Consider the following 23006-nt stretch of genomic DNA (forward strand, 5'->3'; position numbering starts at 1 on the left):
CATTCCATCGCCGAACCGGCCGTCCTTCCCGACAGCGACGATCCCGGCGTCTGGATCGGCTGGACGACCGTGCAGCAATCGATCGCCTCCGACCCCGAGCGCTCCGCCTGGGTCTCGGCCAATGCCGGTTCGGGCAAGACGCATGTGCTGACGCAGCGCGTCATCCGCCTGCTGCTCGCCGGCGCGCGTCCTTCGGCAATCCTATGCCTCACCTATACCAAGGCGGCCGCATCGGAAATGTCGAACCGCGTCTTCGACCGGCTGGCAGCCTGGGCGACCCTGCCGGACGACGAGCTGAAGGCGCGCATCGCCGATATCGAGGGCACGGAGCCGGATCTCTTCAAGCTGGCCGAGGCGAGACGGCTTTTCGCCAAGGCGCTGGAGACGCCCGGCGGGCTGAAGATCCAGACGATCCATGCCTTCTGCGAGGCGCTGCTGCATCAATTCCCGCTCGAAGCCAATGTCGCCGGCCATTTCTCCGTTCTCGATGACCGCGCCGCCGCCACCTTGCTCGACGACGCCCGCCGTTCCCTGCTGACGGCGACGACGCCGCACAGGGATGCCGAGCTGGCGCAAGCCTTCGCCTATGTGCTCGATCTCGGCGATGAATCCGGCCTGGAGACGCTGCTCGGCGATATCGTCGCCAACCGCAACGCCATCCGCCGTTTTACCGAGGATGCCGGGCGCAAAGGCGGCGTCGACGCCACGCTGCTCGCCCGGCTCGGCCTTTCCGCCGATGACACGGAAGCCGGGATTGCCGAAGCCTATTGGCCGCTGCCCGGCCTTTTCGGCGCGACGCTGGAGCTTTATCTCACCCTTGCCGATCAGAAGGGCGGCGCGAAGGCGCAGGAGATCGCCTATGGGCTGCGGCTCGCCAAGCGCGAGACAAATGCGGCTGTCCGCGCCGAGACCCTCGAAAAGGTGATGCTGACGGCCAAGGGCGAGCCGAAGTCGGACAGCCAGTTCTTCGTCAAGGCGATGCTGGCCGATGCGCCCGGCCTTGCCGAGGCCCTGGCGGCTGCCCGCGCCCATGTCGTCGCCTGCCGCGACCGGCTGAAGCTGATGCGGATGTACCGCGCTACCCGCGCGGCACTCATCCTCGCCGACCGGCTGAACCGCGATTACGAGGAGCTGAAAAAGCGCCGCAGCCAGCTCGATTTCGAGGATCTGATCACCCGCACCGCCGAACTCCTGATCAAGAAGGATGTCGGTCCATGGATCCACTACAAGCTGGATCAGGGCATCGACCATATTCTTGTCGACGAGGCGCAGGATACCAGCCCGATCCAATGGAGCGTCATCCAGTCGCTGGCGGAGGATTTCTTCTCCGGCGACAGCGCCCGGCCGACGCTGAGGACGATCTTCGCCGTCGGTGACGAGAAACAGTCGATCTATTCCTTCCAGGGCGCGCGGCCCGAACGTTTCTCCGAGGAGAGCGACCGGACACGGCGGCGGGTGGATCACAGCGGCCAGCAATTTTCCTCGATCCGCCTGCCGCTCTCCTTCCGCTCGACCGCCGATGTGCTCGCCGCGGTCGACCATGTCTTCACGGCGCCGGAAAATGCCCGCGGGTTGAGTGCGACCGACGAACCGGTCGTGCACCGCTCCAGCCGCATCGGCCATCCCGGCACCGTCGATCTCTGGGAGATGATCGCGCCGGAGCCGGCGGCAAAGGAGGAGGATTGGACCGCTCCCTTCGATTCGACCCCGGAAAGCGCGCCGGCGGCGATCCTGGCGCGGCGCATGGCGCAGACGATCGGCAACCTCATCGGCCGCGAGACCATCATCGAGAAAGGCAAGGCGCGCTTCATCGAGGCCGGTGACATCCTCGTGCTGGTGCGCAAGCGCGACAGCTTCGTCAATGCGCTGACCCGCGCCCTGAAGCGGCGCAACAATATCCCCGTCGCCGGCGCCGACCGGCTGGTGCTGACCAGCCATATCGCCATTCAGGACCTTCTGGCGCTCGGCCGCTTCCTGCTTCTGCCGGAAGACGATCTCTCGCTCTCGGCTCTGTTGAAAAGCCCGCTGTTCGACCTCGGCGAGGATGATGTCTTTGCCGTCGCGGCCTATCGCGGCGACGATGAAAGCGTATGGAACCACCTGCAAAAATTCGCCGATGACGGTAACGAGCGCTTCAGCCGCGTCGTCACCCGGCTGAAGACCTTCCTGTCGCTGTCGAAAACCCTGTCCGTCCACGATTTCTATGCCCGCGTGCTCGGCAGTTTCGGCGGCAGGCGGCAATTCCTGGCACGGCTCGGCACCGAGGTCAGCGACATCCTCGATGAGTTCCTGACCTTCACGCTCGACCACGAGACCTCGGGCCTGCCCGGCCTGCAATCCTTCATCTCGACGCTGGAGCTGGAGGCGCCGACGGTCAAGCGCGAGCAGGACAAGGGCCGCAACGAGGTGCGGATCATGACCGTACACGCCTCCAAGGGCCTGGAAGCGCCGATCGTCTTCCTGGTCGATGGCGGCGGCAAGGCCTTCACCCATACGCATCTGCCGAAGATGCGGCTGATCGAGACCGGCGGGCACGATATCCCGCTGCCCGTCTGGGTGCCGGTTTCCGCACTCGCCAATTCGCTGACGCAGGCCGATACGGCGCGGCTGCAAAGGCTGGCGGAGGAGGAATATCGCCGCCTGCTCTATGTCGGCATGACCCGCGCCGCCGACCGGCTGATCATCTGCGGCTATCGCGGCATCCGCGAAAATGCCGATACATGGCATGCTATGATTTCCACCGCCTTGCGCCAGGACGCAGACCGCTGCGCGCCGAAGACCTTTTCCGGGCCGGATGGCGACTGGCAGGGGCTGATCTGGCGCGTCGCCCAGGTCGAGCGCAGTTTCGAGCAGGCGGAAAAGCTGGAAACGGCGGAGGATCGGGCGATCTTGCCGAGTGGGCTCCATCGCCCGCTGCCGCCGCAGCGCGATCTGCCCCGGCCGCTCAGCCCCTCCGGCGTCGGCACCGTCGTCGACGACGAGGCCGACAATCTGCTCGTCGCCTCGCCGCTGTTCGGCGAAAAGGCCAAATCCGATCGCTCCCTGGAAAAGGGCCGCTTCATCCACCGCATGCTGCAGACCTTGCCGGAGATCGCGCCGGCGGATCGCGCTGACGCGGCGCGGCGCTATGCCGAACGGGCGGCGCGCTTCTGGCCGCAGGCCGAGCGCGACGCGCTGATCGGCTCCGTCCTGGCGCTGCTGTCGCATCCGGATCTGCAGGGCGTTTTCAGCGCCCATGCCCAGGCCGAAGTCTCGATCATGGGCACGCTGACGCTCAACGAGCAGGCCTATGCCGTTTCCGGCCGTATCGACCGGCTGACCGTGCTCGACGACCGCGTCGTGATCCTCGACTACAAGACCAATCGCGTGCCGCCGCGTGTCGCCGAGGAAATCCCCTTCGCCCACCGGGCACAGCTTGCGATCTATCGCGAGATCCTGGCGCCGCTCTATCCGGGCAAACGCATCGATTGCGTGCTTGTCTATACCGAGAATGCGTCGATCCACACGCTGCCCGAACGGGCGCTGGCATTGGCGCTTGCGGAGCTCGAGACAAAGTGAAATACCAGATATTGAAATTAAAGGGCGACGCGCTCACATATCTAGCAACCGCAAATCCTGATCAAGGAGCAGCCTATGGCTACCGTTAAAGTCGATACTTCCAACTTCGCCACCGAAGTTCTTCAGTCCGCAGAGCCCGTCGTCGTCGATTTCTGGGCGGAATGGTGCGGCCCCTGCAAGATGATCGCTCCGTCGCTCGAAGAACTTTCTGAAAAGTTCGAAGGCAAGGTGAAGGTCGCCAAGCTCAACATCGACGAAAACCCGGACCTGGCCGCCCAGTTCGGCGTCCGTTCGATCCCGACGCTTGCCATGTTCAAGGGCGGCGAAGTCGCCGACATCAAGGTTGGCGCCGCTCCGAAGACAGCCCTGGAAAGCTGGATTTCCAGCGCCGCCTGATCGGGTATCGACAGCTTGAATGCAAAAGCCCGCTTCGCGCGGGCTTTTTGTTGGCCGAAGGAGACGGGCTATCCTCGCCCTTCGAGGCTTCGTTCCTCAGGGTGAGGCTAACTACCCCGCAAATCACCGCGGCGGCGTGCCGTTGTCGGCAAGCACATCGCCGACGAGATAGAGGGAACCACCGATCAGGATACGCGGGGCGGGCATGTTGGGCACAGCCAGTTCCGTGATCGCCTCCAGCGCCTCGACCACGCTCGACATCGGCTCGGCCACCAGGCCGGCATCATAGGCGGCATTGGCCAGGATGACCGGATCGATCATCGCCTCGCTGCCGCGGATCGGCACGCAATAAACCTTTTCCGCGAGGCCCGCGAAGGCCCTGAAGTAGCCGAGGGGCTCCTTGGTGTTGATCATGCCGATGACGAGGAACAACGGCCGCGGCTGGCGCTCCTCGAAATTGGCCATGGCTTCGGCAATCACCTCGCCAGCACCGGGATTGTGACCGCCATCGACCCAGATTTCGGCTCCCACCGGCGCATGCGCCAGCAGGTCGCCTTCGCTCAGGCGCTGCAGGCGGCCCGGCCATTCCACCGAGATCAGCGCCTTTTCCATCATCGCCTCGGTCACGACGAAGCCGGCGGCCTTGACGGCGCGGATGGCGGCGGCGGCATTGGCATATTGATGACGGCCCGGCAGGCGCGGCAGCGGCAGGTCGGCCAGACCGAACTCGTCCTGATAGACCAGCCGGCCATATTCCTCATGCGCGGAAAAATCCTGGCCGAAGACGGCGGTCGGGCAGCGCAGGCGCTCGGCGGTCGATATCAGCACGTCCAAAGCCGAATCATAGTCCTGGTGGCCAATGACGACCGGACGGCCAGGCTTCATGATCCCGGCCTTCTCGGCGGCGATCAGCTCGACCCGGTCGCCGAGATAGGGCTGATGATCGAGCGAGATCGGCATGATCACCGAGACGGCCGGATCGGGAAGGACATTGGTGGCGTCGAAACGGCCGCCGAGGCCGACTTCGATCACCGCGGCATCGGCCGGATACTCGGAAAACAGGAGAAAGGTGACGGCCGTCAGGATCTCGAACACCGTGATCTTCTGGCCGCCATTGGCATCGGCGACGCGCCGCAGCGCTTCGGCGAAGACGGCGTCATCGACCAACGCACCGCGACCACCCTTGACACCGATGCGGTAGCGCTCGTGCCAGTTGACCAGATGCGGCGAGGTATGCACATGGACGCTATGACCGCCCGCTTCGAGAAGCGCGCGGCAGAAGGCCGTCACCGAGCCCTTGCCGTTGGTGCCGGCGACATGGATCACCGGCGGCAGCTTCTCCTGCGGATTGCCGAGGGCATCGAGCAGGCGGGTGATCCTATCCAGCGAAAGATCGAAGCCCTTAGGGTGCAGCCCCATCAGCTTATCGATCTCGCGCCCTGCCTCGCTCGCTGCGGATTGATCCATCGCCGTCATCCCGCACCTCTGCCTTTCGGCCGTCCGTTACAGTCAGGCGCGCACTGCCGCCGGCAGCGCTGCGCCGTTCAGGTTCTTGGCCGCAACGTCGTTCGCCGGCGCCTTGGTCAGGATCTTCAGGAGGGTCGCCAGCGTGTCGGGGATATCGTGGCGCTTGACGACCATGTCGACCATGCCGTGCTCCAGCAGATATTCCGAAGTCTGGAAACCTTCCGGCAGCTTCTCGCGGATGGTCTGTTCGATGACGCGCTTGCCGGCAAAGCAGATTTCCGCGCCCGGCTCCGCCAGGTGGATATCGCCGAGCATGGCGTAGGAGGCGGTGACGCCGCCGGTCGTCGGGTTGGTCAGCACGACGATATAGGGCTGGCCGGCTTCCTTCAGCATGTCGACGGCAACCGTGGTGCGCGGCAGCTGCATCAGCGACAGGATGCCTTCCTGCATGCGCGCGCCGCCCGAGGCCGGGAACATCACCAGCGGGCACTTTTCGGCAATGGCGCGTTCGAATGCCTTGACGATCGCTTCGCCAGCGGCAATGCCGAGCGAACCGCCCATGAAATTGAACTCGTGAACGACGGCCACCAGCTTCAAGCCGCGAACCTTGCCGACGCCGGCAATGATCGTGTCTTCCTGCTCGGTCTTGGCGCGGCTGTCCTTCAGACGGTCGGTATATTTCTTCGAGTCGCGGAACTTCAGCGGGTCCTGCGCGACCTTCGGCTGCGGCAGGGCTTCATATTCGCCCCTGTCGAAGAGGTCGGCAAGGCGGGCCTTTGCCGGCATCTTCATGTGGAAGCCGGAGGCGGGGATGACCCACTTGTTGTCTTCCAGATCCTTGTGGAAGACCATTTCGCCGGTCTCCGGGCACTTGATCCAGAGGTTTTCCGGCACCTCGCGGCGGCCCAGCATGGAATTGATCCGCGGGCGGACGTAGTTGGTGATCCAGTTCAATTCAAAAACTCCTGATCGACTGAATTAATCGATATCCTAGAGTGGTACGACGATTCACGGAATCGCCGTACCACTCTATCCCGTTCTTTTGACGCAATTCCGAACGGAAAACCGCTGCGCAGTTTTCCTGGAATTGCTCTAGTCGTCGCACTTTTGCGCGACATGCTTCAATCTTCAATCCCCGCCGACTGATCGGTTCCGCCTATGTGGGGAAACTATTCGGCGGCAACAAGGCGCGCGGAGCGCGTTCCGGTCGACAGGCCGCGCACCAGCGTCGCGACGGCCTGAATGGTATCGGCGCTCGCCTTGCCGTCCTTGGTCAGGCTGGTGGCGATCTGGTTGACGATCGCCGTGCCGACGACGACGCCATCGGCCGACGCGCCGATGAGCTTCGCATGTTCAGCCGTCTTGACGCCGAAACCGACACAAACCGGCAGCTCGGTGTGCTGCTTGATGCGTTCGACGGCGCCGGACACCAGCGACGGATCCGGCAAAGCCGAGCCGGTGATGCCGTTCATCGAGACGTAATAGACGAAGCCCGAGGTGTTTTTCAGCACGGTCGGCAGGCGCTTGTTATCGGTGGTCGGCGTCGCCAGGCGAATGAAGTTGATGCCCTTGCGGATCGCGGGGATGCAGAGTTCGTCATCCATTTCCGGCGGCAGGTCGACGACGATCAGGCCGTCTATGCCGGCGGCAAGTGCATCGTCGAGGAATTTCTCGACGCCGTAGATATAGATCGGATTGTAATAGCCCATCAGCACGATTGGCGTATCGGCATCGATTTTACGGAAATCGGCGGCAAGCTGCAGCGTCTTCTTCAGCGTCTGGCCGGCCTTCAAGGCACGCTGGCCGGCGAGCTGGATCGCCGGGCCATCGGCCATCGGATCGGAAAAGGGCATGCCGAGCTCGATAACGTCGGCGCCGGCTTCCGGCAGCGCCTTCATGATGCCGAGCGAGGTGTCGTAATCGGGGTCGCCGCCCATGAAATAGGTGACGAGCGCCGGGCGGCCTTCAGCCTTCAGAGCGGCGAAGCGTTTGTCCATACGTGCGGTCATGGTGTCTAACTCACATTCCCAGAATCTTGCCGACGGTGAAGATGTCCTTGTCGCCGCGGCCGGAGAGATTCATCAGGATGATCTCGTCCTTGCCCATCTTCGGGGCGCGCTTGATGACTTCGGCAATCGCGTGGCTTGGCTCGAGCGCCGGGATGATGCCTTCGAGCCGCGTCAGCGTCTGGAAGGCTTCCAGCGCCTCGTGGTCCATGATCGGCACATATTCGACGCGGCCGATATCGTTCAGCCAGGAGTGCTCGGGACCGATGCCCGGATAGTCGAGACCGGCGGAAATCGAATGTCCTTCCTTGATCTGGCCGTCGCCGTCCTGCAGCAGGTAGGTGCGGTTGCCATGCAGCACGCCGGGCGCGCCGGCGGTGATCGAGGCGCAATGCTCGTCGCCCTGCAGGCCCTTGCCGCCGGCTTCGACGCCGACGATCTTGACGCTCTCGTCATCGAGGAAGGGATGGAAGATGCCAATCGCGTTCGAACCGCCGCCGACGGCAGCGACGACGAGATCCGGCAGGCGGCCTTCGGCCTCTAGGATCTGCTGCTTGGCTTCCGTACCGATGACAGACTGGAAGTCGCGGACCATTTCCGGATAGGGATGCGGGCCGGCGGCCGTGCCGATCAGGTAATAGGTGTCGTCGACATTGGTGACCCAATCACGCAGCGCCTCGTTCATGGCGTCCTTCAGCGTGCCGCTGCCGGCGGTCACCGGGATGACCTCGGCGCCCAGCAGCTTCATGCGGAAGACGTTCGGCGCCTGGCGCTCGACATCGGTCGCGCCCATGTAGACGACGCAGGGGAAGCCGAAGCGGGCGGCAACGGTGGCGGATGCCACGCCATGCTGGCCGGCACCGGTTTCGGCGATGATGCGGGTCTTGCCCATGCGCTTGGCAAGCAGGATCTGGCCGATGCAATTGTTGATCTTGTGCGAGCCGGTGTGGTTCAGCTCTTCGCGCTTGAAATAGATCTTGGCGCCGCCGAGTTCGGCGGTCAGGCGCTCGGCGAAATAGAGCGGGCTCGGACGGCCGATATAATGGGCGCCGAGCGACGTCAGCTCCGCCTGGAACGCCGGATCGTTCTTCGCCTTGTCCCATTCGGCCTGCAGGTCCAGGATCAGCGGCATCAAGGTCTCGGCGACGAAACGGCCGCCATAGATGCCGAAGCGGCCATCCTCATCGGGGCCGGCGCGGAAGGAATTCGGTTTTAGCGTCTGGTTCACTCTCAACTCCCTGCTGCCGATTCCGGCAGGCATGCTTCTGCAAAAGCGTCGAAAAACTGGTCGATCCTGTTCAGATCCTTCACGCCCGGCGCACTTTCCAGCGCGGAGGAAAGATCGATGCCGGTGGCCTTGGTGGAGGCGAGCGCCTGAGCGACATTGTCCTTGTTCACGCCGCCGGACAGCATGTAGTCCACCCGATCGTCGAGCCAGCTCATCAGGCTCCAGTCGAAGGATACGCCGTTTCCGCCCGGAAGCTCGGAGCCGACGGGCGGCTTGGCGTCGAACAGAAAACGGTCGGCGATGCCGATATAGGATTCCACCCGCTTCAGATCGTCGGCATCGCGCACGGCCATGGCCTTCATGACCGGTACATTATGGACCGCCTTGATCGTCAGCACACGCTCCGGGCTCTCATTGCCATGGAGCTGCAGCATATCCGGCCGCACCAGCGACATGATCTCGTCGAGATCGTCATTGCTGGGGTTGACCGTCACGGCAACGATCTTCGCCTTGCCGCGGGCACGCTCGGCGAGCTTGCCGGCGAGATCCGGCTCGATATAGCGCGGGCTTTTTTCAAAGAAAATGAAGCCGATATGGGTGGCGCCGCGCTCCAGCGCGCGATCCACCGCTTCCGGCGTCTTCAGACCGCAAATTTTGACATCGGGGTTCATGGCAGCGGAGTGACACGAAAATCCAAAAGAGTCGAGCCTAAAGGCGACGTTGGCTGGATTTTTGCATGGCTCCAAGGCCATTATATATGAAATAAAAAGTGCCCCTCACCCCAGCCTTCTCCCCGCGCGCGGGGAGAAGGTGGGCTCGAACAGTTGAGCGATGCGAAACTGTGAGAGGATGGATGAGGCGCTCATCTGTTCATATGCAATGGCCTTGTGCACGCCTCCCGTACCGTCAATTTCCATCTCCTCGGGGCCATCCTCATCCTTCGAGGCTTCGCCCCATCGGGATATACGGTCAATCAAAATCGATCGCGTGCAGCTGGCTGCCATGGCGCTTCAGCCAAGCCTTGGCTTCGTCCATATCCGGGCAGAGCTTGCCGCAGAGCGCCCAGAAGCGCGGACCGTGGTTCATTTCCCGCAAATGCGCGACCTCGTGGGCGGCGAGATAGTCGATCACCAGCGGCGGCGCCATGACGATGCGCCAGGAGAAGCTCAGATTTCCCTCGGAGGAGCAGGAGCCCCAGCGGCTGCGGGTGTCCTTCATGCTGATCGACGACACGCTCGCCCGGATCGCCCTTGCATGCAGCGCCACCAGTCTTTCCAGATCGGCACGCGCCTCTTTTTTCAAGAAAGTGGCGATGCGCCGGCCGGCATGTTCGGGAAGGCCACTGACCCGCAGCACGGGCTTGCCGTCGACGACGACAGCCTCGGTCAAGCCGCGCAGGGTTCCGGTGTGCTCGATCCGGTGGCGGACGCCGCGCAGCAGGATCTCGCCGCCGCTGCGCAGGCTGGTCTCGGCCGAGAATTTCGCGAGCTTCGTCAGCAGCCAGCCCTGATGCCGGTCGAGGAAGGCATTGACCTCGCGCGCCGCCAGGCCACGCGGAATGGTCATCTTCAATGCCCGGCCGCCAGGCTCGATGCGGAGCGTGATCCGCGTCGCCCGCTCGTTCTGGCGGATCGTCAGCGGCATCAGCCGGCCGGCCACGTCCAGCGTGCGCGTTTCCGGCACGGACGGCTTGGAAGCGGATCGACGGGATCTGGACAGAAGCGGGAACATGAAGGGCAGTTTTATATGATTCGTTCGGGTTTCTGGCAAAGAAAAACCGGCATCGCGGATGCCGGTCCTCTAGCAAAGCCGACCGCTGGTTACGGCGCCTGGAACTCCGGAGCCGGCCCCTTGTCGTCATTGCGCTTGACGCTGTTGCGGTCGCGCATGAAGCGGTCGAACTCTTCCTGATCCTTGGCGCGGCGCAGCTCGCGGACATAGGTGTCGAACTCGGCGCGCATTTCATCGAGCTTGCGGCGCTCCTCTTCGAGACGCTCAAGCTCGGCCTGACGCCAGTCGTCGAAGGCGACGTTGCCGGTGGAGAAATGGGCGCGGTGGCGACCCCGATGGCGGCCGCAGCCGGAGAAACCGTTGAACATGCCGTCCGCCTTCTGGTTCACATCCCGTTTGAAGTCCCTCAGGCGTTCGCCGAAGAGAATATAGGCAAGCATGGCGAGACCTAGGGGCCAGAAGACCACGAAGCCAAGCACCATCAGAGCAATGGTAGCCGGAGTCCAATCCGGGCGAAGCAATGCTGACTGGTTCATCGTGAGGTATCCTCGCAGTAAAAAGCCGGTCCGGCCGCATGCCGAACCGCTGGAATCGAGATGGTAACCTCTTGGTGAGCCTTCAATGGCTTTTGCCGGGGAAATCGGGCAAGTGCTTGAATCCGGCCCGATAATTCAACAAAAGCTAATTTTTTGCAATCTCAGGCGGATTTGCCGCCCTTGATCACCCGCTTGACGGCCGGCTTGCCGGTGCGGGCATGTTCGCGAGTGAAGGCGATGATGCGCGGCGCGATCTCGCGGCGGAAGCGCGAACCGTTGAAGACGCCGTAATGGCCGACGTCGGGCTGCAGGTAATGCATGCGCATGTCGTCGGGAATATTGGTGCAGATGGTCTGCGCCGCCTGCGTCTGGCCGACGCCGGAAATATCGTCGTTCTCGCCCTCGACGGTCAAAAGCGCGACATTGCGGATGGCTGTGGGATCGACACGCTGGCCGCGATGCATCAGTTCGCCCTTGGGCAGCGAATGCTTGATGAACACCTGATCGACCGTCTGCAGATAGAATTCCGCCGTCAGATCCATGACCGCCAGATATTCGTCGTAGAAGTCGCGATGCTTCTCCGCCGGCTCGCCGTCATTCTTGACCAGGTGCACGAAGAAATCCTTGTGCGCGATCATGTGGCGGTCGAGGTTCATCGACATGAAGCCGGAAAGCTGCAGGAAGCCGGGATAGACGGGCCGCATGAAGCCCGGCTGCGGCCAGGGCACGTTCATGACGACATTGTCGGCGAACCATTCCAGCGGCTTGTCCTTGGCGAGCTGGTTGACGGCGGTCGGATTGATGCGCGTATCGATCGGCCCGCCCATCAGCGTCATGGAGGACGGCGACAGCCGGTCGCCCGCCGCTTCCATCACCGCGGCAGCGGCAAGCACCGGCACCGAGGGCTGGCAGACGGCGACGACATGGGTATCCGGGCCGAGATGGTGCAGCATCTCGATGACGTAATCGATATAGTCTTCCAGATCGAAGGTGCCTTCGGTCATCGGCACCATGCGGGCGTCGATCCAGTCGGTGATATAGACGTCGGCGCCCGGCAGCAGCGCCTCGACCGTGCCGCGCAGCAGCGTCGCATAATGGCCCGACATCGGCGCGACGATCAGGATGCGCGGATCGGCGCCATGGCCGGCGGGCAGGCTGCGCTCGAAACGGATGAGATTGCAGAAGGGCTTCCTCCAGACGATCTTTTCGTGGACCGAGACCGGCTTGCCGTCGATCAAGGTTTCATGCAGCCCGAATTCCGGCTTGCCATAGCGACGCGTGGTGCGCTCGAAAACCTCGAGGCTTGCCGACAGGGTGCGGCCAAACACCGTATGCGAGAGCGGATTGAGTGGATTGGCATAGGCCAGACGCATCATGTCGGCGGCGGCGCGAAAGGGCGCGAGGGCGGCATGATTGAGTTCGTAGAGCTGATAAAACATTGGAAAGCGTCTCCTCTCGAGAAGCCGGTGCAAAGCCTCGAAAATCAGCGATTTCCAGAAAGCTCAGCTGCGCCTCTAAGCGTTATTGCATCCTCCGCAGCGTGTTTCTGGACACGCCGCACCATCATACAAAGACCGCTCCCCAAATGTGGTCTTCACTCCAATAGCATCTTTTGTTGCGCAGCAACATCAATTTTGCGCCGCACCAAGCCGTAAAAATGCCGGGGAATATGCCCCCGGCATGCAGAATGGTCCCAAAACCTTAACGTACCGCCTATCAGGCATCGGCGAGGAAGGTCTGGCGCTGCGTGCCGAGGCCTTCCATGCCGAGTTCGACGACATCGCCGGCCTTGAGGAACTGCGGCGGCTTCATGCCCATGCCGACGCCCGGAGGCGTGCCGGTGGAGATGACGTCACCCGGATGCAGCGACATGAACTGGCTGAGATAGGAAACGAGATAGGCGACGCCATAGACCATGGTCTTGGTCGAACCATCCTGCATCGTTTTGCCGTTCACCTTCAGCCACATGCCGAGATTCTGCGGATCGGCGACTTCGTCCTTGGTCACGAGCCAGGGGCCGATCGGCCCGAAGGTGTCGCAGGACTTGCCCTTGGTCCACTGTCCGGAACGCTCCGTCTGGAAGGCGCGCTCGGAAACGTCATGCGAAACGCAATAGCCGGCGACGTAATCCAGCGCGTCGGCTTCGCTGACATATTTGGCCGTCTTGCCGATGACGACACCGAGCTCGACTTCCCAGTCGGTCTTTTCCGAACCGCGCGGGATGAACACATTGTCGTTCGGACCGACGATCGCCGACGTCGCCTTCATGAAGATGATCGGCTCCGGCGGCACCGTCGCGCCGGTCTCGGCGGCGTGGTCGGAGAAATTCAGGCCGATGCAGATGAACTTGCCGGTGCCGGCAACGCAGGCGCCGATGCGGCTCTCAGTCAATTCCGGCAGGCTCTTCGGATCGAGCGCGGCGATTTTCGCGAGTCCGGCGGGCGAAATCGCCTCGCCACCGATATCGGCGACATGCGCGGAGAGATCGCGGATCTTGCCGTCGCTATCCAGAAGCGCCGGCTTTTCCTTGCCGGCTTCGCCAACACGCAACAATTTCATGGGTCTTCCTTCCCTGCATCTTCAAAGACTATATCGATCGGCACGGCTCAAGCCATGCCATTTGCACCAGATATGAACGAATTATTCACCAGTGTCACCCATCGATTTCGAACCATAGCATGCCTAGCTTCGCCGCTCGGGAATAACAGCTTTTCCCGGCCGGAGGGCAAAGATCTGGCGATTTTGGCAGTCACCGGGACGGAAGCGGCCTTGGCGGAGACATAGGCGACGAAACGCGGATGCCATCAACGGGTCGGGCCGCAGACGAGAATATCCTCGAAATCTCGGAGGATATCCTTCATCGCTTCGCCAGATTCGGGTGGGGGATCGGCGATATGCGCCGCGATCTCGCTGAGCGCCGTTCGCGCCCCAGTCGGCAGCCATTTCCGAGCAGCGCCGAAACTCCTCCCGGTCCATGACGGCCTCCCCATCGCCTCGAGACGAGGCGGACCTTAGACCGGTTTTGTGCGATGGTCGAGTGTCAGAAAATCTCGTCCAGTGCCGGCCCCAGGGGCACGATCCCGGTGGGGTTCAGCGCGGTCACGGAATAATAGCCGCGCTTGATATGGTCAAAACTGACGGTCTCGGCAATGCCCGGCCAGTCGAGCATCCGCCGGCAGAAGGCTTGCAGGTTGGCATAGTCCGACAGGCGGCGCAGATTGCATTTGAACAGGCCATGATAGGCGACATCGAAACGGACGAGGGTCACGAAAAGCCGGATATCGCTTTCGGTGGGATGATCGGCGAAGAGGAAATCCCTGCCCTCCAGCTCGCCTTCGACCCGATCGAGACATTCGAACACGTCGCGGAAAGCTTCCTCATAGGCAAGCTGCGTCGTCGCGAAGCCGGCGCGATAGACGCCGTTGTTGAGGACGGGATAGATGCGGGCATTGAAGGCATCGATGTCCTCGCGGCGGCCTTGCGGATAAAGATCGATATCCTGACGGGCGAGATTGCCGAAACCGTCGTTCAGCATGCGCAGGATATCGGCGGATTCGTTGTTGACGATCGTGCCCTTCCGCTTGTCCCAGAGCACCGGCACCGTCGCGCGACCGGTAAACAGCGGATCGGCCCTGGTGTAGATCTCATGCATGTAGGTGGCGCCGTTGACCGGATCGTCGGTCGCGCCGGGATAGTCGCCGAAACGCCAACCCTGCTTGCTCAGCGCCGGCTCGACCACGGAAACGGAAATGACCTCCTCCAGCCCTTTCAGCTTGCGGCCGATCAGGGTGCGCGAGGCCCAGGGACAGATCAGCGCGACATAGAGATGATAGCGCCCGGCCTCGGCGGTAAAACCACCCTCGCCCGTCGGTCCGGCCCGGCCATCCGGGGTCACCCAGTTGCGGAAGCTCGACGTCTGGCGGACAAAACCACCCTTCTCGTCCTTGGCCTGGACCGGCTGCCAGTCCTCCGTCCATTTTCCGTTTACCAGCACGAGCCTGTCTCCGATTGCGCATGTCTTGCGGCGGCAGCATAGCGAAATCGGGTTTCAACGAAATAACGCAATCTTGAAACAGACTGTCTACCTGACAGCGCCACATCGGATTATGTAAGGAAACTTGTCTTTCAATATCCACTTTAGGAGCACAGCATGTCCACGACATCCGTTTCTTCCGTCAAAACCGAACATGCCAGCCGTTACCTCCAGCAGCTTTGCAAGCATTGGAGCCATAAATTCACCGTGGAATTCAACGAGGGCGCCGGCAAGGTGCCGTTCAATCCGGAAACGTCGCTCGAACTGGCGGCGGATGCCTCCAGCCTCCTGATGACCCTGCATGTCGGCAAGGCCGAAGATCTCGAGCGCATGCAGACTGTGGTCGCCGATCACCTGAAGCGTTTCGCCTTCCGCGAGGAGCTCGACGTGGTCTGGACGGCGGATGCGCGCCGGGTATAGGGTCGTCCCGCATTTTTAAAGCCAGCCGCCGGTTCGCCCCCACCGTCCCGCGACTTGCTCTCTCAGACGGAAAGATCCAAATGACATCAAGCAATCATCGCGAATCGCAATATCCGATCGACAAGCTGTTTCTCGACCGCTGGTCGCCCCGCGCCTTCTCCAACGAGACCATGCCGGAAGCCGACCTGCTGACCATATTGGAGGCCGCCCACTGGGCGCCGTCCGCCTCCAACCTGCAGCCCTGGCGTTTCCTCTATACGCTGCGCGGCTCGGAACACTGGGACAAGTTCCTGAGCGTCCTGATCGACTTCAACCAGGGCTGGGTCAAATCCGCCTCCGCCTTGCTCTTCGTCATCTCGCGCACCCATAGCGGCGAGCTTGGCTCGGCCGAGCAGAAGCCGAGCTACAGCCATTCCTTCGACGCCGGCACCGCCTGGGGCTTCCTGGCAATTCAGGCACACCTAGCCGGCTACGAAGCGCATGGCATGACCGGTTTCCACGTCGACAAGGCCTATGAGGTTCTCGGCATCCCCGAAGGCTTCCGCGTCGAAGCGGCCGTCGCCATCGGCAAGATCGGCGACAAGAACCAGCTTCCGGAGAAGCTGCGCGAACGCGAAGTGCCGAGCCAGCGCAAGCCGCTGTCCGAACTGGCCTTCAACGGTATCTTTGTTGCGAAGTGATCAATCCAGAGATCAGCAGTGCCCGCCCCATTTTTGCGGGCGGGCCATTCAGCTGATCCGGGGCCCGGATTACCGGGAACGCAGTGAGCTATCATCGGTACGATTTACTTATCGGTTCCAAGAGTTCTTCGCACGTCGTCCTCCAATTGACGAACGACATCAGCGAGTTGCCTCTTAGCATCGTCGCGCCGCGCATCCCTTGAGGCGATAGCATTGCCGGAGAAGTACTTTTCCACCATCTCAGTATGACTGTTATCCGGTTTCGACGAGATCAGTCCGAGCCAGTCTCCATCGTAGAATGGTATTATTTCCTTACCGTCGGTTTTGAATGCGCATGACTTGAGCGGATATAGGTCTATCACTTCGATAAAACGCTTGTCGAAGGTTAGTAGCGCCGAAAAGAAGTAACGGCGGCCCGTTGGAGACGCCAAGGTCAACATTTTCTCCAACTGCCTGATATGCAGCAGGTCCCACGCCATATTATCCAATTGTCCCAATATATCAGACCGATTCCTCTGGATTTTTCCAAAGAAAGTCAGGTTTTGCCCGCGCTCAAAATAGGCACGAGCCAACGCAATCTCTCGTGCTGCCATGGTTGCGAGTTGAGAATGGCTAAACTCCAAGAAAGCCGCAATTTTTTCATTAATACTTGTTTTCGACGGGCTTAACTGGATCGACACCATCTTTAGGAGGCAGGAATATTGAAACTGGTGACGAAAATTCAAAGCATTCATGATGTCGTGACGACCACGATCCATATACATCCTGGAAACATGCTCTTGGGTGCGCTTCAACAATTCCTGTTCCGACAGTTTAGAGCGCACGATATCTTTCGAACTGAGCAAATTCGTATCTAAAGTACGAAGGATCTCATAAGCTTTCAGCTTGCCGAATATCTTGTCGGCGGCAGCTGGGTCATCAAGATTGCGAAGATTTTCCATGAGGTATGGCGTTGGGTCGACATACACATCGTCACAGGCAATAAATTCAAAAACTTCCTTGAAATCCTTCGGCACGGACCTCCCGGCCATGTATGGCTCGAGATAGCTCAACGCCTGAGTATCCAATGAGATTGAATAGTCGATGGGATAAGTTGACTGGCCCGTCGCTTCCATGTCGTGCAGAGTATCGACGTCCAAAACCAGCACATGGTCGGTCTTGAAAAGGCTACGGACAACCGCGCCGGCGGAAAAGTTGCGATTTACGGCGTATCCCGGCCTTGCTCCCTTGTCGGCGGCCAGAATAAACTTGTAATTTCCAATCAATGGAAAAAAACGCCGGTAAAGCTCAAACGCCTCACCGACATCCTCAGCGTCACCTATTCTTGCGACAAGCTGTATTTCTTCGCTGAAACCCATGACAGGTACTACTTGGGTGTGTGCCCGCCTTTATTGTATCGCGTACTAAACCACTCTTTATTGCACCGGTAAGCTGGCTACATTATAGCGCCCAGTATCGCTTACCTGCCATTCGATGAATTAGATATCGAGATTGGCGACGCTCAGCGCGTTTTCCTGGATGAACTCGCGCCGGGGCTCGACCTCGTCACCCATGAGCCGGGCAAACAGGCCGTCGGCATCGGTCGCGTCGGCGACCTTGACCTGCAGCAGCGAACGGACGTTCGGATCGAGCGTGGTTTCCCAGAGCTGCTCGGCATTCATTTCGCCGAGACCCTTGTAGCGCTGCATGGTGAGACCCTTGCGGCCAGCGGCAAAGACGGTTTCCAGCAGCATGCGCGGGCCGGAAATCTCGGTCTCGCCATCACGACGCACGAGCGTCGGGGGCAGATCATAGACTTCCTTGAGGCGCGAACCGACCTGATCGATGAGACGCGCATCCTGCGAGCCGATCAGTGCCATGTCGAGGACGACGACTTCCTTGACGCCGCGTACCATGCGCTCGAAACGCAGGCCGCCCTCGCCGGTAACGGCGCCGGTCCACCCGCGTTCGGTTTCCTCGGCGATGACATCGAGCCGCTTGGCCACGTCATTCACCAGGCCTTCGGCGCGCGCGGGGTCGCTGACGAGTTCGGCATTGAGGGCGCCGGCAATCGCCGCCTGCTCGACGACGGCCCGGTTGTAGCGCGAATGCAGACCATCGAGCAGCGTGCGCAGGCGCAGGGCGTCGGCGATGAGTTCGCGCAGATCCTCGCCGGCCCGGACTTCGCCATTGCCGAGCCGCAGGCTGGTATCGTCCAGACCCTGACCGATGAGATATTCCTCAAAGGCCTTCTCATCCTTCACATATTGCACCGACTTGCCGCGCGTCACCTTATAGAGTGGCGGCTGGGCGATGTAGAGATGGCCGCGCTCGATGAGATCGGGCATCTGGCGGAAGAAGAAGGTGAGCAGCAGCGTGCGAATGTGGGCGCCATCGACGTCAGCATCCGTCATGATGATGATCTTGTGGTAGCGCAGCTTGTCGGCGTTGAACTCGTCCTTGCCGATGCCGGTGCCGAGCGCGGTGATCAGCGTGCCGATTTCCTGGCTCGACAGCATCTTGTCGAAACGGGCGCGCTCGACATTGAGGATCTTGCCGCGCAGCGGCAGGATCGCCTGGTTTTCACGCGAACGGCCCTGCTTGGCCGAGCCACCGGCCGAATCGCCCTCGACCAGGAAGACTTCCGACTTGGCCGGATCGCGTTCGGAGCAATCGGCAAGCTTGCCGGGCAGCGAGGCGATATCGAGGGCGCCCTTGCGCCGGGTCAGTTCACGCGCCTTGCGGGCGGCTTCGCGGGCGGCGGCGGCTTCGACCACCTTGCCGACCAGCACCTTGGCTTCAGACGGATGCTCTTCGAGCCAGGTGCTGAGGGCTTCGTTGACGAGGCTTTCGACCACCGGGCGGACTTCCGAGGAAACCAGCTTGTCCTTGGTCTGCGAGGAGAATTTCGGGTCCGGCACTTTCACCGACAGCACCGCCGTCAGGCCTTCGCGGCAATCGTCACCGGTGAGCGTCACCTTTTCCTTCTTGGTGATGCCCGAGGTTTCGCCATAGGAGGTGATCTGGCGGGTCAGCGCGGCGCGGAAACCGGCCATGTGCGTGCCGCCGTCGCGCTGCGGAATGTTGTTGGTGAAGCAGAGCACGTTCTCGTGGTAGCTGTCGTTCCACCACATCGCCACTTCGACGGTGATGCCGTCTTTCTCACCACGAATGGCGACCGGCTTTTCGACCAGCGGCTTCTTGGCGCGGTCGAGATAGGAGACGAAAGCCTCGAGGCCGCCATCATACAGCATCTCTTCCTGCTTGATGTCGGAATGACGCTTGTCGGTGAGCAGAATGCGGACGCCGGAATTCAGGAAGGCGAGCTCGCGCAGGCGATGCTCCAGCGTTCCATAGTCGAACTCGGTCATGGTGAAGGTTTCCGAGCTCGGCATGAAGCTGACTTCCGTGCCGGTGGCCTCGCCCGCATCGCCCGTTTCCTTCAGCGGCGCATCGGCGACGCCATGGGTGAAGCTCATTTCGTGGATCTTGCCCTGGCGGCGGATTTTCAGCCGCAGCCAGACGGAAAGCGCGTTGACGACGGAAACGCCGACGCCGTGCAGGCCGCCGGAAACCTTGTAGGAGTTCTGGTCGAACTTACCGCCGGCGTGAAGCTGGGTCATGATGACCTCGGCCGCCGAGACGCCTTCGCCGCTATGGATGTCCGTCGGAATGCCGCGGCCGTTGTCGGTGACCGTCACCGAACCGTCGGGATTGAGCGTCACGGTGACGATATCGGCATGACCGGCCAGAGCCTCGTCGATGGCGTTGTCGACGACTTCGTAGACCATGTGATGCAGACCGGAGCCATCATCCGTGTCGCCGATATACATGCCGGGGCGCTTGCGCACGGCATCGAGGCCCTTGAGAACCTTGATGCTGTCTGCGCCATACTCGGCATTGCCGCCGTTTTCGGTTACGGAGATGTCGGTCATGTATTGAAGTCTTTCCAGTGTTTTAGAGAATCCCGCGAATCCCTACCGAATCAGCGGTTTTTCTTTTCCTGAATATAGGATGTTTCCCCCTCGACTTCCAAACGGAAGGCCCGGATATCAGGTATAAAACAGGGGATTACGGCGGTTTTCAGCCCCTTTTGCCGGCATTTTCCAGAAGCTGGGAGAGTTCCTTGATGGTGGCGGGCTCAAGCGTGCGAATCCGGTCCGCCAAGCGGTTGACGAAGGCCGTATATTCCGGCGCCAGACCCGAGGTATCGACGACGACCCGCGGGTCGGAAAAGCGTGCCAGAAGGAACAATTCCTCGGCCTCGTCCCAGATGATGTTGAAATATCCGGCGATGCGTTGCAACAGGTCGAAGGTCGGCGTGCCGCGTTTTCCATGTTCTAAGGCGGATAAATAAGCCGGAGTCACATTCAGCGCCTCAGCCATTTCCTTCTGCGAGACGCCCTTGCGCGCCCTGAGCTTGCGGACCGCTTCGCCGAAGGGCGTCATGGCCGGTCCCCCTTCAGGCGCGACAGGCGGATATAGAGGGCGCCCTCGCCGCCATGATGCTGCGCCGCCGTCTCGTAGGACGAGATCAGGAAGCGGAATTCCGGCTTGGAGAACCACATGGGCACGGCGCGTTTCAGCGCGCCTTCGCTGCCCATGGAGCTGCCCTTGCCGGTGATGACGAGCACATGGCGCAGGCCGCGTTCATGCGCGCGCAGCAGGAAATCCAGGAGCATGACATGCGCCTCGCTCTGGATCAGGCCATGAAGATCGATGCGCGCCTCCAGCGCCAGCCGGCCCTTGGCGATCTTGCGCTTGACCGGCCGTTCCAGCGGCTGATGTTGGCCCGAGGGCTGTTTCGCCGGTGGTGACTGCGTCTGCTGATCGGCGGGTAGAGGCTTGATCTTCGAGGTTTCGGCGCGCGCGGCCTCTTGCGCCTGTGCTTCCAATATCTCCTCGAAAGCCTCGATATCGGCGAGCCGTCCTGGCATGGGCCGCGTGCTTTTCGCCACCTTGCCCCAGAGGATACGCTCGTCGGCGCTGAGCTTTCGCTCCTTGGAGGATCGTTCCGGGGCCATCAGCCAAACCTCTCAGCCGCCGCCTTCGGAACCAGTATATAAAAATCGGCGTCGTGGCGCACGGTTCCGGCCAGCTCGCCGGCATCGTAGCCGGAACCGGTGAAGATATCGCCGCGCGCCGGGCCGACGATCGCCGAGCCGGTATCGAGCGCCAGCATCAGGCGCCCGAAGGGCTGGCCGGCATCGAGATGGGTCAAGCCTTCCGAGCGAATGAAGAAGGGAAAGCCGAAGGTGTGGATCAGCCGGTCGACCGCGAGCGACCGGCCGGCGACCAGCGGCACCTTGGCGGCGGCGATGGGCCCCTGCGCGGGATCGCTCACATCGGCCTCGCGGAAGAAGATGTAGGAGCGATTGTGCCAGAGGACCTCGTCGGCCTCCTGCGGATGGGCGTAGAGCCAATCACGGATCGTCTGCATCGAGATCGTCGCCCGGTCGAGCATGCCGCGTTCGATGAGCAAGCGACCGACGGCCGAGAAGGGATGACCGGCCTTGGCGGCATAGGTGATGCGGCCCATGCGCCCATCGGCATAGCGTAGCCGCGCGGCACCCTGAACATGCACGAAGAAGACGTCGACCCTGGACTTCGCCCAGGCGATCTCCAGACCCTTGCCGTCCAGATAGCCACGATCGATCTCGCCACGATCGGGATAGGCACAGATCGCTCCATCCTTCAGCCTGCCGAACATATAGGACGGGTCGAGCTCCGACGGCCTGTTGCCGTCGTCCAGATCGACCAGATCGTCCGGCCGGCGATAGAAAGGATAGCGATAGGTTTCATCGGGCGTCGCGGAAACGGCGATCTCCGGCTCGAAAAAGGCGGTGACGAAACCGCTGCCGCCATCGCCGCGGCGGATGAAGAAGGGCCGGCAGCGCTCTTCGAAGAAGGCCCGCGCCTCGGCCGCGTCGCGGGGCTCATAGCCCTCGGCGGCATCGAGCAGGGTCAGAAGATCATCGGCGGTCAGGCCGGCGACGCCGGTGCGATAGGGTTTTACATCGCGGATATGGGCGCGACAGTCCCTCATGGCGCGAAAAAGGCTGGAGGGATCGTCATCCCTCCAGCCCTTCAGATCGGCGAAGGTTGCCGGCTCCAGCCTGAAATCCTTCGATGCGCTCGTCATTGTTCGGATTCGGTCGCCACGAGTTTCCAGTTGGGGTCGCGCGAACGGCTGTCGCGGGCGAAGGTCCAGACATCGCTGATCTCCGCCACTGCCTCGGCATCGCCGTCGATCAGCGTGCCGGCCTTGTCATAGGTCGCCGAAATCATCTGGCTGACGATGCGCAAGGTCACGAAGGCTTCCGCCTCCTTCATCTCGGCGCTGACGATATCCGCCTTGTCGATGCCGACAAAGGTGGACTTCACCTTTTCGCCCCTGGCTTCGCGCTCGGCGATGGCGGCATCGAAGCCCTCGTAGACCTCGCGCGACAACAGGCCCTTCAGCGCCTTGCGGTCGCCATCGGCGAAGGCCATGACGATCATCTCGTAGGCCATGCGGGCGCCGTTGACGAATTCCTTCGGGTTGAAGCTCGGATCGGCCTTGTTCAGTTCGCGCAGCGAATCGTTGAGCGGCGTGCCGGCCGGGGTGAAAGCGTCGATGGCGGCGAAACGGTCTTCCTCGTCGGCCGCGTCCCGGCGCGGCAGGGTCACCACCTTGCCGGCATCCGGCGCGTTCGGACCGGCAGCGGGATCGGAGGAGCCGTAGAGATCGCGCGGCGGCTTCTCATTTCCCGTGCGGCGGCCAAGGACGCTGCGCAACTGAAAGAAGATCAGCACCGCCGCCACCAGGAAAAAGATCGTCACAAAGTCGTTTGCACCCATCTCGTGTCGGAACCACCATTAAAATTAAAAGTTTCAGTCCCCATATAGTCCGCATCCATCTATCATTCAAATAGCGGACCGGTATCTTTATTATACGCGATGAACTAACGCTTAGCGTATAAGCCCGCTTTT

20 protein-coding genes are annotated in these 23006 nt (G+C 61.7%); 4 read left to right on the forward strand and 16 right to left on the reverse strand.

Annotated elements, in window-relative coordinates; translation table 11 throughout:
* Positions 1-6: 6 nt before the first annotated feature.
* Both addA and trxA read left to right on the forward strand, forming a co-directional pair.
* On the forward strand, positions 7-3558 hold the full coding sequence (gene addA / locus FHX11_RS22010) for a double-strand break repair helicase AddA (protein WP_184361561.1): 3552 nt from the start codon (positions 7-9) through the stop codon (positions 3556-3558).
* 75 nt (positions 3559-3633) lie between these two features.
* The gene (trxA, locus tag FHX11_RS22015) at positions 3634-3954 is read left to right on the forward strand and encodes a thioredoxin (protein ID WP_184360808.1); all 321 of its coding nucleotides are present in this window, start codon (positions 3634-3636) and stop codon (positions 3952-3954) included.
* 123 nt (positions 3955-4077) lie between these two features.
* On the opposite strand, the gene FHX11_RS22020 is transcribed toward trxA, so the two are convergent.
* From FHX11_RS22020 to FHX11_RS22065, 10 genes are all read right to left on the reverse strand, one after another.
* The gene (locus FHX11_RS22020; RefSeq protein ID WP_184360811.1) at positions 4078-5430 is read right to left on the reverse strand and encodes a folylpolyglutamate synthase/dihydrofolate synthase family protein; all 1353 of its coding nucleotides are present in this window, start codon (positions 5428-5430) and stop codon (positions 4078-4080) included.
* Positions 5431-5463: 33 nt separating this feature from the next.
* The gene (gene accD / locus FHX11_RS22025) at positions 5464-6375 is read right to left on the reverse strand and encodes an acetyl-CoA carboxylase, carboxyltransferase subunit beta (RefSeq protein WP_184360814.1); all 912 of its coding nucleotides are present in this window, start codon (positions 6373-6375) and stop codon (positions 5464-5466) included.
* Positions 6376-6590: 215 nt separating this feature from the next.
* Positions 6591-7430, reverse strand: coding sequence for a tryptophan synthase subunit alpha (gene trpA, locus FHX11_RS22030; protein WP_184360817.1), 840 nt, complete (start codon positions 7428-7430; stop codon positions 6591-6593).
* A gap of 10 nt (positions 7431-7440) precedes the next feature.
* The gene (trpB, locus tag FHX11_RS22035; RefSeq protein WP_184360820.1) at positions 7441-8655 is read right to left on the reverse strand and encodes a tryptophan synthase subunit beta; all 1215 of its coding nucleotides are present in this window, start codon (positions 8653-8655) and stop codon (positions 7441-7443) included.
* A 2-nt stretch (positions 8656-8657) separates the two neighbouring features.
* A complete protein-coding gene (locus FHX11_RS22040) occupies positions 8658-9326 on the reverse strand; it encodes a phosphoribosylanthranilate isomerase (protein WP_184360823.1) in 669 nt (222 codons plus the stop codon).
* 298 nt (positions 9327-9624) lie between these two features.
* Positions 9625-10386, reverse strand: coding sequence for a SprT family zinc-dependent metalloprotease (locus tag FHX11_RS22045; RefSeq protein WP_184360827.1), 762 nt, complete (start codon positions 10384-10386; stop codon positions 9625-9627).
* 89 nt (positions 10387-10475) lie between these two features.
* Positions 10476-10922: a DUF2852 domain-containing protein gene (locus FHX11_RS22050; RefSeq protein WP_184360829.1), complete on the reverse strand. Its 447-nt coding sequence runs from the start codon at positions 10920-10922 to the stop codon at positions 10476-10478.
* A gap of 161 nt (positions 10923-11083) precedes the next feature.
* Positions 11084-12361, reverse strand: a complete 1278-nt coding sequence (phaZ, locus tag FHX11_RS22055) for a polyhydroxyalkanoate depolymerase (RefSeq protein WP_184360832.1) — start codon at positions 12359-12361, stop codon at positions 11084-11086.
* A gap of 277 nt (positions 12362-12638) precedes the next feature.
* Complete coding sequence (locus FHX11_RS22060; protein WP_184360835.1) at positions 12639-13481, reverse strand: fumarylacetoacetate hydrolase family protein; 843 nt, start codon at positions 13479-13481, stop codon at positions 12639-12641.
* A 481-nt stretch (positions 13482-13962) separates the two neighbouring features.
* Entirely contained in the window at positions 13963-14916 is a 954-nt protein-coding gene (locus FHX11_RS22065; RefSeq protein ID WP_184360838.1) for a glutathione S-transferase family protein, read from the reverse strand.
* Positions 14917-15072: 156 nt separating this feature from the next.
* Here FHX11_RS22065 and FHX11_RS22070 point away from each other — a divergent pair, with 156 nt between their 5' ends.
* Entirely contained in the window at positions 15073-15375 is a 303-nt protein-coding gene (locus FHX11_RS22070) for a DUF2218 domain-containing protein (RefSeq protein ID WP_184360841.1), read from the forward strand.
* 80 nt (positions 15376-15455) lie between these two features.
* Entirely contained in the window at positions 15456-16055 is a 600-nt protein-coding gene (locus tag FHX11_RS22075; RefSeq protein ID WP_184360844.1) for a nitroreductase family protein, read from the forward strand.
* 104 nt (positions 16056-16159) lie between these two features.
* On the opposite strand, the gene FHX11_RS22080 is transcribed toward FHX11_RS22075, so the two are convergent.
* From FHX11_RS22080 to FHX11_RS22105, 6 genes are all read right to left on the reverse strand, one after another.
* Entirely contained in the window at positions 16160-17413 is a 1254-nt protein-coding gene (locus FHX11_RS22080; protein ID WP_184360847.1) for a hypothetical protein, read from the reverse strand.
* Between the two features lie 120 nt (positions 17414-17533).
* On the reverse strand, positions 17534-19969 hold the full coding sequence (gyrB, locus tag FHX11_RS22085) for a DNA topoisomerase (ATP-hydrolyzing) subunit B (protein ID WP_184360850.1): 2436 nt from the start codon (positions 19967-19969) through the stop codon (positions 17534-17536).
* Between the two features lie 148 nt (positions 19970-20117).
* Positions 20118-20483 (reverse strand): helix-turn-helix transcriptional regulator, encoded by a 366-nt coding sequence (locus tag FHX11_RS22090; protein ID WP_184360853.1) that lies wholly within the window; start codon positions 20481-20483, stop codon positions 20118-20120.
* Positions 20480-21058, reverse strand: a complete 579-nt coding sequence (locus tag FHX11_RS22095; protein ID WP_184360856.1) for a Smr/MutS family protein — start codon at positions 21056-21058, stop codon at positions 20480-20482. Before FHX11_RS22095 ends, FHX11_RS22090 begins: the two co-directional genes overlap by 4 nt.
* Positions 21058-22176 (reverse strand): murein transglycosylase A, encoded by a 1119-nt coding sequence (locus tag FHX11_RS22100; protein WP_184360859.1) that lies wholly within the window; start codon positions 22174-22176, stop codon positions 21058-21060. Before FHX11_RS22100 ends, FHX11_RS22095 begins: the two co-directional genes overlap by 1 nt.
* A complete protein-coding gene (locus tag FHX11_RS22105) occupies positions 22173-22874 on the reverse strand; it encodes a Tim44/TimA family putative adaptor protein (protein ID WP_184360862.1) in 702 nt (233 codons plus the stop codon). The genes FHX11_RS22100 and FHX11_RS22105 overlap by 4 nt, the downstream gene beginning before the upstream one ends.
* Positions 22875-23006: the final 132 nt, after the last annotated feature.

Source organism: Rhizobium sp. BK602, assembly GCF_014195095.1.
GTDB lineage: Bacteria > Pseudomonadota > Alphaproteobacteria > Rhizobiales > Rhizobiaceae > Rhizobium.